This is a genomic window from Bacillus sp. MMSF_3353 (assembly GCF_030733445.1).
GTDB classification, from domain to species: domain Bacteria; phylum Bacillota; class Bacilli; order Bacillales; family Bacillaceae_G; genus Bacillus_A; species Bacillus_A wiedmannii.
On the sequence record NZ_JASHJA010000007.1, the window covers coordinates 109,517 to 122,051 of the forward strand.

Annotated in this window: 12 protein-coding genes and 1 pseudogene; 2 read left to right on the forward strand and 11 right to left on the reverse strand. The window is 33.4% G+C overall.

Translation table 11 applies throughout. The features are described from left to right. Window positions 1-89: 89 nt before the first annotated feature. Window positions 90-968 carry a LysR family transcriptional regulator gene (locus tag RBB48_RS17250; protein WP_088063832.1) on the reverse strand — a complete coding sequence of 293 codons (879 nt, stop codon included), beginning with the start codon at window positions 966-968 and terminating at the stop codon, window positions 90-92. 124 nt (window positions 969-1,092) lie between these two features. On the opposite strand from RBB48_RS17250, the gene RBB48_RS17255 reads away from it, so the two are divergent. After that, window positions 1,093-1,668 (forward strand): sugar O-acetyltransferase, encoded by a 576-nt coding sequence (locus tag RBB48_RS17255; RefSeq protein ID WP_088063833.1) that lies wholly within the window; start codon window positions 1,093-1,095, stop codon window positions 1,666-1,668. Between the two features lie 278 nt (window positions 1,669-1,946). On the opposite strand, the gene RBB48_RS17260 is transcribed toward RBB48_RS17255, so the two are convergent. From RBB48_RS17260 to RBB48_RS17300, 9 genes and pseudogenes are all read right to left on the reverse strand, one after another. Next, on the reverse strand, window positions 1,947-2,594 hold the full coding sequence (locus RBB48_RS17260; RefSeq protein ID WP_088063834.1) for a LysE family transporter: 648 nt from the start codon (window positions 2,592-2,594) through the stop codon (window positions 1,947-1,949). Continuing rightward, the gene (locus tag RBB48_RS17265; protein WP_088063835.1) at window positions 2,587-3,348 is read right to left on the reverse strand and encodes a YqcI/YcgG family protein; all 762 of its coding nucleotides are present in this window, start codon (window positions 3,346-3,348) and stop codon (window positions 2,587-2,589) included. Before RBB48_RS17265 ends, RBB48_RS17260 begins: the two co-directional genes overlap by 8 nt. A 23-nt stretch (window positions 3,349-3,371) precedes the next feature. Further along, complete coding sequence (locus RBB48_RS17270; RefSeq protein WP_087984608.1) at window positions 3,372-3,848, reverse strand: YbaK/EbsC family protein; 477 nt, start codon at window positions 3,846-3,848, stop codon at window positions 3,372-3,374. A 736-nt stretch (window positions 3,849-4,584) separates the two neighbouring features. Next, on the reverse strand, window positions 4,585-5,751 hold the full coding sequence (locus RBB48_RS17275) for a serine hydrolase domain-containing protein (protein ID WP_088063836.1): 1,167 nt from the start codon (window positions 5,749-5,751) through the stop codon (window positions 4,585-4,587). 230 nt (window positions 5,752-5,981) lie between these two features. Continuing rightward, window positions 5,982-6,158: pseudogene (locus RBB48_RS17280) on the reverse strand (DUF3902 family protein); the annotation flags it as partial. Between the two features lie 289 nt (window positions 6,159-6,447). Continuing rightward, window positions 6,448-7,803, reverse strand: a complete 1,356-nt coding sequence (locus tag RBB48_RS17285; protein ID WP_088063837.1) for an RNA-guided endonuclease TnpB family protein — start codon at window positions 7,801-7,803, stop codon at window positions 6,448-6,450. Window positions 7,804-8,197: 394 nt separating this feature from the next. Continuing rightward, the gene (locus RBB48_RS17290) at window positions 8,198-8,491 is read right to left on the reverse strand and encodes a putative quinol monooxygenase (protein ID WP_088063838.1); all 294 of its coding nucleotides are present in this window, start codon (window positions 8,489-8,491) and stop codon (window positions 8,198-8,200) included. Between the two features lie 44 nt (window positions 8,492-8,535). After that, window positions 8,536-9,174 (reverse strand): nitroreductase family protein, encoded by a 639-nt coding sequence (locus tag RBB48_RS17295; RefSeq protein ID WP_088063839.1) that lies wholly within the window; start codon window positions 9,172-9,174, stop codon window positions 8,536-8,538. Between the two features lie 18 nt (window positions 9,175-9,192). Then, window positions 9,193-9,621 carry a MarR family winged helix-turn-helix transcriptional regulator gene (locus RBB48_RS17300; protein ID WP_000204169.1) on the reverse strand — a complete coding sequence of 143 codons (429 nt, stop codon included), beginning with the start codon at window positions 9,619-9,621 and terminating at the stop codon, window positions 9,193-9,195. Window positions 9,622-9,886: 265 nt separating this feature from the next. Here RBB48_RS17300 and RBB48_RS17305 point away from each other — a divergent pair, with 265 nt between their 5' ends. Then, window positions 9,887-11,830 (forward strand): elongation factor G, encoded by a 1,944-nt coding sequence (locus tag RBB48_RS17305; protein WP_088063841.1) that lies wholly within the window; start codon window positions 9,887-9,889, stop codon window positions 11,828-11,830. Between the two features lie 47 nt (window positions 11,831-11,877). On the opposite strand, the gene RBB48_RS17310 is transcribed toward RBB48_RS17305, so the two are convergent. Continuing rightward, window positions 11,878-12,522 (reverse strand): alpha/beta hydrolase, encoded by a 645-nt coding sequence (locus RBB48_RS17310; protein ID WP_306007883.1) that lies wholly within the window; start codon window positions 12,520-12,522, stop codon window positions 11,878-11,880. Window positions 12,523-12,535: the final 13 nt, after the last annotated feature.

The following is a 12,535-nucleotide window of genomic DNA, read 5'->3' on the forward strand; positions in this document are numbered from 1 at the left end:
CTTCGAAAGAATAACGACTATTTCGTAAAGTAAAAAACGTGTCACCTTAATACGATGGCACGTTTTTTACTTTGCATTTCAAATTATGATTAGTTCATACTATTTCGGAGCTGATTTATAAAGGCATGGGCTGCATTTGAAAAAACTTGATTCTTTTTCCAAATAATATTTAAGTTCGCTTCTAATTTAGGTTGTAATGGTTTAAAGCAAAGTTTACTATTTCCTGACGTGTTAATTATCTTATCTATACATAATGCATATCCAATACCTTCTTCAACCATAAGTGCTGCATTATAAAGCAAATTATAGGTTGCGACGATGTTTAAATTATCTATACTTTGTCCAAACCATCCTGTTAATTCATTACTAACAGTAGATTGTCGTGAAATGAATAATGGTTTATCTATTAGATCCACTGGGCTAATAACTTGTTTATCCGATAAAGGACTATCTTTACACATTAATACACCCCAAGTGTCTTTAGCTGGCAATTGTGCATATTCATATTTTTGTTTATCAGTTGGCTCTATAACGACACCAAAATCTAATAATCCACTATCTAATTTACTCTTAATGTCATCAGCATTTCCGCTGTACAAATGAAATCGAATATTTGGATAGTCTTTTATTAATACTTTTAATGTTTTCGCAATAAGATGCATCGCTTCAGTTTCACCGGCACCAATGTAAACTTCCCCGCTTATCATTTCTTTTGAATCTTTTAAGTTCGCTTCCGTTTTATCTGCTAAATCAACAATCTCCTTCGCCTTTTTAAATAAGTATTTCCCCTCTTCTGTTAATGAGATTTTCCTATTTCCTCTTATAAATAAATTTGTTCCTAATTCCATTTCTAAATCTTTCAGTTGCCTTGATAATGTTGGCTGTGACAAATGTAATTGTTTTGCAGCTGCTGAAATACTTTCTTCATTTGCTACAGCAATAAAATAGCGTAACACTCGAATTTCCACGATAGTCTCCTTTTACATATAGCTAATAAGCATATGAATGTATTTAATATAGGTATTTGATATTGGAATCGTATCATTTTATGATTGTATTGAAAAGATTAGCGTTTTAGAGGGGAGTATAACAATGGATATGAAAGATTTTATAAATTTTTGTAAGGCCGGCAAGCCTATTTCAGGCGAGGATAAAGAATTACATGATCTACTAGTTCAATGTAGCTATGAAGCCCAGAAGATAACAATGAAATTAAATACATCTTATCATTCTAAAGAAGAGATTGTAGCGATATTTAGTGAATTAACAGGTAACAACATTGATCCATCTTTTATGTGTTTTCCACCGTTTCATACAGACTTCGGTAAAAATATTACAATTGGAAAAAACGTATTTTTTAACACTGGATGTTCTTTTCAAGATAGAGGCGGAATTCATATAGGAGACAATTGTATGATCGGTATGAATGTTACAATTGCCACACTTAATCACGGGCTAACTTTAGAAACAAGAAATACAACATACGCTTCCCCTGTTACAATTGGTGAAAATGTATGGATTGGTTCTAGCGCAACAATACTTCCTGGTGTTTCAATTGGGAACAATTCAATTGTTGCTGCAGGTTCAGTTGTTACAAAAGATGTACCTGCAAACACCGTCGTTGCAGGGGTGCCGGCAAAAGGTGTGAAAGTCATTCATAGCAATTAAAAATATTCTAGATTTTTGAAATGCAAACAAGCTACTTTGATTGAAATTTGCTTTACTGCTTATATATTTATTTTATCGCTCTTGTTAAGAATTTTATTTCTCCTTGTGAGAAGAGAATGTACCTATATATTTTTCTATACCGCAATAAAAAGACTTATAGAATGATTCTATAAGTCTTTTACTATAAGGAATTAACCTATACCCATCGATTAACAAATTCAAAAACCAAAAGGTTCGCGATGAATAAATTTCTAATAAATCACTATTCTCTCTAATCGTCAAAAAATTAACAATAGTTGAGTAATTCCTTTTACTGCCTCGTAGCCAAAATATATTCCAAACAGAATTAAAACAATGCCTGCTACTATAGAAATCCATTTCATTACTATATGATTAATAAATCTTCTACCAAAATGAATAGATGTAGCCATAAATATATCCCAAAGCATAATCCCAGCAAAAATGGCTGCACTATACCATAAAGCTTGTTCTTTTCCAATAGTATTCATGGCACTAGTTAGAACTGATCCATATATCCCTATCCAAAAAATAATATTTAATGGATTAGAAATTGCGATAGCAAACCCCGATAGAAAAGATTTTAAAGGATGTTCTTTTTCACCTGATGAAATATATTGAACTTGTTTAGTAGCTTCTTTCATACTTTCATAACCCAAATAAATCATCGTTACAAAACCAAAAATCCAAATGCAAAGTTGAGCAACTGGGGTTGTTAAATAAGTCGAAATACCAAAGTAAATTAAAAACATCATTACAACATCTGCTGACATTGCCCCGACTCCCACTAACCATGCACTCAAAAAACCATTTTTTATTCCTTTATTTATTTGAGCAACATTAATCGGACCGACTGGTGCAGACAATGAAATCCCTAATAATATATAACTGAATATCATGCTAATCATTTTTCTTCAACCCCGTAATAGGACATCTCATTACACTTTCTTCATTTGTTTCTGGTAACATATATTGTTTCCATTCAAAGGTTTCTTTTATTCCGTAATCCCCTATATCTGGATGCATTGGAATATCATCATATGCTAACAAACGTTTTCTAATCACTTTCCGCACTTGTTTCCCTTGTTTTGTATCACCTGTAATATCATCCAAAGTACCTCGAGGTTGTAACGTAATTTCAAGGCCGGTTCCTGTATATCTACTTTTTCTCTCAGAATATATTGGAGCCCTACAAACGACAAATATAGGTTCACCACCAAAACAAAATTCCCATTTAGCGTTATAAGGATCTATTGGTATTTCTGCATTCCATGGCTCCGGATCATTTCTCATTAAAAATTGTAATACATTCCAAAATTGTTTTTTGTATTCTTCAGCCAGTAATTGTTTATTAGATGGTTTAAAAAATATTACTAAAGTAGTTCTCTTTGCAATTTGTTGATATGTTTTAATATATTCATAAATCCCATCTCTTAGTTTGAACAATTCATTTTCATCATAAGCCGATTCGGAAAATATATATCTAGACCAACCATGTTTCTCAGAATCCACTGCAAAATAACACGGAAATGGTTTAGATTGATCTAAAATGCTATCGTGAAAATTATTGAAAGATACAGTTTTCCACTCATCTAAAATCCCTTTATTTTGTTCTTCAATTATTCTCTTTTGATCGTATAAATACATTTTTGTAGTTGGCATTACTAAAAGCCCCCCTAATATATTTATGATTTTTTCTCATATAGTAAAATATTATTCTCAACAATATTTAAAATTTCATTTATACTTTTTGTAGGTATTTCAATTGTTATCTCAGGTATACCGGGAGATAATAAAAATTTATTATAGTTATAAATTTTTCGATCTATAATAAGTGTGATTTCATCTGAATAGCCAAATGGAGATACGCATCCTGGAACACAAGAAGTTTTTTCTATTAACTCCTCGGCTGAACAAATAGAAATCCTTTTTCCAACCAACTCTTTCATAAGTTTTGAATCTAATTTTTCTCCTTCAACAGTTACAAATATGTAATAGTTATTTGATTTATCTTTTAAAAATAAACTTTTACTGGGTACACCTTCTAATTTAAACCTTTCTCTAATTTTTCTATCTGTTTCATAATCTAATATTGGTTCATGTGTATATTGTTTATACGATATAGCCGCTTCTTCTAACAGTTCTACTACTTGTTTATACATATTTATCCTCCCTTTGATTTCATTACACAATTTGAAAATATAGCCTTTTCTATTGCTGTTCCCGCTCCCTATTCTTTTTCACAATATATTCAATTATAGTTTAAAACACAATTTAAATTGCAATAAAATACATTTTTGTAATAAAAATGGAATTAAAATATAAAACCTATATTAATCATTAATTTCATAATAGTCAATCATTTAGACACAAATCATAATTATCTATTTTTGTATACTTAATTCTATTTGTTATTAATTCATACATATTGTTTCTTTTGAAAAAGGACTTGTATATGTGTTCTATTTTTCATCTTCCAAAAATGTTTTGTTTTATCCTTCGGAAATGCGTCAACATTAATACGCTTTAAGATATTAATTCATACGATAAAAGTACATTATTATGTAAATTAAGGGAATACATTCGAATATTTTTCAACAAAAATCAGAATTTACTTATTATTAACTCCAAAATCTAGAACTACTTACCTTTGTGTGTTCCAATATTTTAAAAATGTAAAAGTCACTATAAATAAGAAATATCAAATAAATATAATAGATTTATAGTAAAATAAAAAAATTTAAATACATCATTACTTTTCTTGTAACAGCACGTAAAAACCCCGAATCATGGGAAGTAAATTGCTCATGATTCGGGGTTTTTTAAGACTATATTTTAATAATAATTAAATCGCATACAAGTCCTTATATACCTCTATAGTAGAACTCTTTTCATCTATTATTTCTTAAATTCAATTTGCATCATTTTATTAAACTGTGTAAGAATATCAACCGGACCTAAAGAGTTAACATTGACAGCAAATGTATGCTTGCCTCCAATTACTCCACCAGCAAAAGTCATATACCCAGGAATTGCTCCTCCGTGACCCCAAACTGAAACACCGTTTGGAAGTTTCGTCTCATATATCCCAAGGCCATATCCATCACCAAGATCTTTTCCTTCTATTGGAACTGTAGTAAGCATTTCTTTTAGCTCGCGTTCTTTCAATAACTTACCACCGAGCAAAGATGAAAAGAACTTATTTAAATCGTCTGCATCTGAAATCATATCTCCCGCTGAATTAGCTAAACTCGGATTATAATACGTCATGTCTTTCAATTCACTTGTTTCGTCAATTTTCATATACCCTCGAGCATGATTCTTTCCTGGGATGACTGGTGAATTACCTGGTAAAAACGTATTTGCCAAATCCAAAGGTTCAATAATTCGTTTTTCAATTTCTTCCGCATAACTATTACCAGTTATTTTTTCAATAAGCATTCCTAGTATTACGTATCCTGTGTTTGAATACGACCAACCTTTACCTGGCGAAAAATCTGGGGGTAGAGCAAGTCCTATCTTTACTATTTCTTCTGCTGTATACGTTTTTTTCGAATTCATAATGTCAGCGTCTTTTGACTTTAAATAATCAGCTATACCACTCGTATGATTCAAAAGTTGACGTATCGTAATTTGATTGCCATCATAACCATTTCCTTGAATGAGGCCGGGCAGCCACTTTTCAATCGAATCGTCAAGCTGCACACGATTTTCTCCTACTAATTGAAGAACAGTCGTAGCAGTAAAAGTTTTCGTCACACTACCAATCCGAAAGCGATAGTCCGATTTCATCGATTTCTTTGTACTTAAATCCGCGACGCCAGCATTATAACTACTAATTTTTCCGTTATTATACGTCTTAGCTAGTACCCCGGGTGCTCCAATTTGGATGGTTTCCTGCATGACTCGTTTCCACCCATTCCGATTCTTTTGATCATGTGCTTGTGACGAATTAGAAATATTTTGAGTAGATTCTGCTTCCACAGTAAAACCTGGTGTGAATAAAGTAGTACCCGCTAATAAAACTGCCAAACTTGCTAACTTAATGGAATAACATTTTTTCATAAGGCTTTCTCTCCTCTATGCATATCGTATTGATTCAAGCTATACTTTCATCCTATATGATAAACCTCTCTTTTTTCTTATCCATTCCTTACGAAATACTTACGTTCAAAATTTAATGACCCAATGGAAAAAGCAATGTATGAAAATAAAAAAGAACGTGTTTTCAATTTATGAAAACACGTTCTCTTACATACTTAAAACCCTATATCAACTTTTTAGTTCATTCACTTTTACCATCCTGCACTAGCGTTCATGCCATTTCCGATAATAGTAAATAGTAATGGCCACAGCACTGGTGCTAACGTAAGAAATAGATTAAGCAGTATAAGTATTCTATATCTTCCAAGGATATTATGATTTTTACGATTAACAAATACTACAAAAACTAATAATATTATGGTCGTTACAAGTCAACTACACCCACTGAGATGAAACGTTTCAGTGGGGGCTTGAGTTAGAACGCTAGGTCTTTTCGTCTATCGCTAGACAGTTGACGCTCTAGCATTCATGCCACCTTATGGTAACACCCCAAGTATGTTTTTGGTTGGTACTGGCAACGAACGATTGTTTTCCCACTTGCACCACCCTTTCGAAAAAGAGCAGTTCTTCCTTATGGAAGAAGCCACCACTCAGATCAATCTGGCGTGTACTACAAGCCCCGACAAGTCGAGTACACATGGATGGTTGACGCACCCACTAAGCTATGCGCGAAGCAACAGCCTTACGTTTTTGTACTTCTAATAGAATCGACGTTTTCACTTTGAGGTTGTCATCCAATTCTACAACTTTTGATTTTTTCAATGTATTCAATGCACCATTAATATCAGCGTGAATATATTTCCCTAATTTACTTTGGTACAGACCGCGCGTGATTCGTTTACCACTAAAGCGATAATGCGTCCTATCATCTTTAGACCAAGCTGGAACCGGATCTTTATCAAGAAAACTAGCTTTTGAAGTATAGCTCTCTTCTTGTTTTAAAAATCGTATACCTTCTTTTATACATTTATTCTCAATTGCCGCAATCAGTTTATGAAATGGGATTTGAACAAACTTTTGATTATTCTTTTTCCCCATATCAGATTTTTGTTTCCAACCAGCGTTATACCCTACGACAACCGTATCTATGCCAAATGCTTTCACTTTTTTGAACAACAAGCCTACCGTTTGTGAAATGTAACCATTTATTTGTCGTTCCCGTTTATGCCAAAGTGCAGCCATTTTGTTCGTTACAACTCGTTTAGAAAGTCCATTTTCTACATTTTTCAGTTGTAGATTACGTATTATTTTGTTGAAGTACTGGTTAATGGATTTTAGTTTCTTTCCATCAATTAAAAATGTATCACCTGTATTTGTTACGCAACTTACTAATCTATCTACACCTAAATCGCAACTCAAAGCGTTACTAGTAGTCGTGGATGGTTTCTTCATTTGAGAAACGTGCATTTCATATGTGTAATGCACCTCAAAGAACCGACCTTTTTGCTTCGGTACAATCTCAATATAGGAGATTTTTTTATTTCTTAAGTTTTTAGGCATACGTATTTGAATGGAACCGAATTTTTTTCTGAATGCAACATTCATCGGAATCATCCAATACCCATTATCATCCACTTTTGGAACTTGATAGATTTCAATAATTCGTTTGTCAGTTGAACCAGAATAATTCGGAAACTTAGGACGACCTGTGAAGGTTTCTGGTTTTTTCTTCCACTGTTCCCATGCTTTAAAAAAGCTTTTCACTTCTGTAAATAAGGCTCTACGAATCGCTTGAACAGAGTTTGATTGAATGCCCGAGTAATTCAAATCGGCTTGCATGGTAGTATCCACTTCTTTTACAGTAGCTATTTTATTATGGTTCAAGTAACTTTGTTTTATGGTGTACAATCCAACATTTCGCAATGCTTTTGAACTATGTGACATGCGCTGAAGTAAACGAAATTCTTTTGCCGTGAGGCACGCTCGTCCGATATTCTGTTTTTGAGTGAATCGTTGTATATTTTCTCTTTTCTTTTGTTTACGTAATACTTTCACTGCTTTCTTTCTAGCCATTGTTTTCACCACCTTTCTTAGAGAGTTCATTAAAATTATTTTTTTGACAAATTACTATTTGGAACGAAACGGAACAAAATGTGAATATGGTCTTCATCGCAATTCCTATTGGCTCAAGTAACAAAATGATTATTATTATCCAATTTCGTTGCCTTACGATCTATTCCCTCCTTATCTAAGGACAGATTGTACCGTAAGACAAAAAGAAACAAATACTCGCCTGCAAAAAATTATTATGAAAGAAACAAAAGAGTTCAGCCTACCTTCTGACAACAATTCATCTCCACCTGAATTGTTGGGCTTCACCCGTAACACAAATCAGATGGAGTCTTCTTGCCGAAAAAGATAAAAAAAGATACCCATAGCAATCGCTTAGGGTATCTTTTTCACCAAATTATTTTACTAAATCTCCATTATAAGCTTTTATATTAAGTGGAGCAGTTAAAAACTGTGCTGCTTTACTAACGAAAGATGTAAAGTGTTCACTCGTATTATGACTCGCAACTGCCTTTTCATCTTTCCATACTTCTACCATCGTATATACATTTTCATTTTCTGTATCTTTATATAAGTCATAAGATACATTTCCACTTTCTTCTCTTGAACTATGAATCAGCGGACGAATTTCTTCTAAAAATGATTGTTGTTTTGCTGGATCTACTTGAAATATTGCGTGAATAATAATCATGGTGTTTCCCCTCTCATATCTCACTTATTTCTGTATTTATAAAATTACTTCCACTCAGCAACTTTTTCAACTGGAAGACGTACTGATTGGTAACCACTGTCAGCAGCTTTTCCGATTGAAATTAACATAACTGGTACGTAACGTTCTTTATCTAATCCGAATACTTCTGCGATTTGGTCTTTTTCAAATCCGCCAATTGGACAAGTGTCATAACCGTGCGCACGAGCTGCTAGCATAAATTGCATTGCTACAAGTCCACCGTCAATTAAAACAGTATCTTTCATTACTTCTGGTGTAACCATTGAGAAGTAACCTGAAAGTTTTTTCATTTGATCTTCTTTTACTTCAGCTGGCATTAAACCACGCTCTACTGCTGTACCGTAAATTTCTTCTGCGTTATCAAAGTTGTTTAAATCACCAAATAAAGCGATCATTGCTGAAGATGTTTCTACTTGAGATTGATTGAATTTCGCAAGTGGTGCAAGTGTCGCTTTCGCTTCGTCACTTTCAATCACTAAAAATCTCCATGGTTGCATGTTTACAGAAGATGGTGCAAGTGTTGCTTCTGTAAGAATTTCTGTCATTTCTTCTTTGCTAATTTTCACTGAAGGATCGTACTTACGAATTGAACGGCGTCCTGTTAAAATTTCGTTAAAATTATTTGTTTTTACTGAGTTAGTCATAGTTGAATTCTCCCTTTTTTATAGTTCTTTTATATTTTCTTGAATGTGATTTAACATAGTTAAAAGATTATCGCGCTGTTCTTCACTTAACCCTTTAAATGCTGAAGCTGCAAAACGTTCTTTTTCCTCTTGAAACGCCTGAATTTTATTTCGTCCCTCCTCAGTTAGAGAAACCAATGTAATTCTATTATCATCTGGATTTTTACGTCTTGTAATCATTTCATTTGCCTCAAGCTGCTTTAAATGCCTCGTTATCGCAGCATTATCAATATTCACTTCTTGTTGAAGTGCTTTTTGGCTAATTTCACCTACTTCATATAATTGAAGTATAAGCTCTAATCGAGACTGGCTCATACCCGTACACCCTTCAAACTTCGAACTTACTTCTTTATTTAGAAAGTGTAATTTATATAAAATAATCGCTTCTTTTGAGCATGAACTTGTCAAACTATCCCTCCTTTACATGCAAAACAAAAAACGTTTGATGCATCAATAGTTGATATGTCAATTAATATAATCTATATTGATTTAGAATGCAAGCATTTTGTTTTCATTTATATTTTTCCAAATTAAGGCGCTTTGTCGCGTTACAAATAATGTTAATTGCACTATAATAGTACTAATTTAAATGACTGGAGAGTGATTGTAATGCGGCAATACACAAATAGAAATGAGGAATTAAAACTGGAAAATGAAATGAGGATATTCACATATGACAACAATAAATATAGGGATTGTCGCGCACGTAGACGCTGGCAAGACGAGTTTGACTGAGCGTATTCTTTATGAAACGAATGTGATTAAAGAAATTGGCCGAGTAGATAGTGGTAATACGCAAACTGACTCAATGGAATTAGAAAGACAACGTGGAATTACGATTAAAGCATCTGTCGTCTCTTTCTGTATCAATGACTTAAAAGTAAATGTCATTGATACACCTGGACACGCTGATTTTATAGCTGAAGTGGAGCGATCATTCCGTGTTCTAGACGGTGCAATTTTAGTTATTTCTGCCGTTGAAGGTGTGCAAGCGCAAACAAAAATTTTAATGCGAACATTACAGAAACTAAACATACCGACTATTTTATTCGTTAATAAAATTGATCGTAGTGGCGCAAATACTGAAAAAGTTATGAAACAAATAAAAGAGGTTCTTTCAAATGAAGCATTCCCTTTCTACTCTGTAGAAAACGAAGGAACGAAAGAAGCCCGAATCATTGAATACAAATCATATGACAATTGTATAGAACTGTTAGCACTATATAATGAATCATTACTTGAGTCATATGTAAATAATGAAATCGTACCGGGCACACTATTAAGAGAGGAACTCATTACACAGATAGCGCAAGCAAATGTGTTCTCTATCTTTTTCGGTTCAGCCATGACAGGTACAGGTGTAACTGAACTGCTCGAAAATATTTCAGACTTAATTCCCGCTAATAAGTCGGCAGAAAATGAAGTATTATCCGGTGTTGTTTTTAAAATTGAACGTGAACCTTCCGGGGAAAAGATTGCATATGTAAGAGTTTTTTCTGGTCGTTTACACGTTAGAAAATATGTTCATATACTGCGTGATGACGCTCTAGCACATAAAGAAAAGATTAAGAAAATATGTATGTTTCATAACGGAAATGCAGTTCAAGCTTCAATCGTTCCTAGCGGAGAATTTGGCAAAGTGTGGGGACTTAGTGATATTAAAATTGGTGATATTATCGGTGAACGGACTGATTATATAAAAGATATTCACTTTGCCGAACCACAAATGGAAGCTGCTATTGAAGCATTACCAAAAGAACGTATTCATGATCTATACGCTGCACTTATGGAGCTATGTGAAGAAGATCCGCTCATTAAAGTGTGGAAAGATGATATTCATAATGAACTATATATTCGCCTTTTCGGTGAAGTTCAAAAAGAAGTAATTGAAACAACTCTTTATGAGAAATATAATTTGCAAGTTACTTTCTCAAATACGCGTGTCGTATGTATTGAGAAACCCATTGGCATAGGGAAAAGTGTTGAAGTAATGGGCGGAAAAGCGAATCCATTTTACGCAACAATTGGTTTTAAAATCGAACGTGGTGAACTTAATTCTGGCGTAACATATAAGTTAGGTGTTGAACTGGGATCACTTCCATTAGCATTTCATAAAGCAATTGAAGATACTGTATTTCAAACGTTAAAACAAGGTTTATACGGATGGGAAGTTACGGACATTATCGTCACGTTAACACATACAGGTTATGCTAGTCCTGTTACAACAGCAAGTGATTTTAGAAACTTAACACCACTCGTACTAATGGATGCTTTAAAGCAAGCTGAAACATGTGTATATGAACCAGTAAACGAGTTTGAATTGAATGTACCGGAGTACGCAATTAGTACCGCGATGTATAAATTAGTTGCTATTCCAGCAACTTTTAGCGAACCTATATTACACAATGATTCTTACCAGTTAACAGGCTCATTACCTGTTGCGAAAACAGAGCATTTTAAGCGAATACTCCATTCATTCACTGAAGGAGAAGGAATATTTACAATGAAGCCATCTGGTTACAAAGAACTGAAGGCTCCCTTCCCTACTCGAAAACGTGTTGATTATAATCCGCTGAATCGTAAGGATTATTTACTTCATGTGCTTAAGGCTTATTAAGTAAAAAAGAGGTGCAAATTGCACCTCTTTTTGCATGTATTGATAAGTTAGTTTGTCCTAACAACTTCTTTAAGCTTTTCTATTATTTTTGCTGTTGCTTCGATTGAATTCTCGGTTTCATATTCTCCAACATTTACAGAATGATTTGCATTTTTGACAACTTCAATTTGTAAATTCGTTTTATGTAACCGATCGATTTGATCTGCATTATATTGGTGATCTTTATCTCCAATTACTAATAGCCCTTCGTGACGACTATGTAAAATCGACTCAAAAATGGAATCAAAAGTTAGTAAAGGTGTAAGTAGTATCATTTTTGACTGTAAAAAATCTTCTCTCTTCATTAAATCATTTGCAATCGGAATGGTTCCGAGTGACTTCCCTAAAAATATCGTATGATTGTATTGCTCACCTTTTAATACTTCCTTCATTACAGGATTAATATCATCCATCACTATTTTTGTTACTTCTTCCATCAGTTTATTCATTACTTGTTCGTCATAAGAATAATGAATATGTACTACATCTATTTTATTTTCAAGCATAAGCATCGTTGCATAATAGAATAATGGTTTATCATAATTGTAACCGGAACCTGAAAACATAAAACAGATTGTATTAGAACCTTTTTCGATATGTGTGTAACGAATGACTTTGTCGTCTATATGTATTTCCTTTTTAGTTCCCTTCACCGTTTCCCCCTTC

Excerpts from the sequence above, each read along its gene's own strand:
- RBB48_RS17255 (WP_088063833.1), top strand. The coding sequence starts at position 1,093 with ATGGATATGAAAGATTTTATAAATTTTTGTAAGGCCGGCAAGCCTATT.
- RBB48_RS17305 (WP_088063841.1), top strand. The coding sequence starts at position 9,887 with ATGACAACAATAAATATAGGGATTGTCGCGCACGTAGACGCTGGCAAG.
- RBB48_RS17275 (WP_088063836.1), bottom strand. The coding sequence starts at position 5,751 with ATGAAAAAATGTTATTCCATTAAGTTAGCAAGTTTGGCAGTTTTATTA.
- RBB48_RS17270 (WP_087984608.1), bottom strand. The coding sequence starts at position 3,848 with ATGTATAAACAAGTAGTAGAACTGTTAGAAGAAGCGGCTATATCGTAT.
- RBB48_RS17295 (WP_088063839.1), bottom strand. The coding sequence starts at position 9,174 with ATGACTAACTCAGTAAAAACAAATAATTTTAACGAAATTTTAACAGGA.
- RBB48_RS17285 (WP_088063837.1), bottom strand. The coding sequence starts at position 7,803 with ATGGCTAGAAAGAAAGCAGTGAAAGTATTACGTAAACAAAAGAAAAGA.
- RBB48_RS17290 (WP_088063838.1), bottom strand. The coding sequence starts at position 8,491 with ATGATTATTATTCACGCAATATTTCAAGTAGATCCAGCAAAACAACAA.
- RBB48_RS17260 (WP_088063834.1), bottom strand. The coding sequence starts at position 2,594 with ATGATTAGCATGATATTCAGTTATATATTATTAGGGATTTCATTGTCT.
- RBB48_RS17265 (WP_088063835.1), bottom strand. The coding sequence starts at position 3,348 with ATGCCAACTACAAAAATGTATTTATACGATCAAAAGAGAATAATTGAA.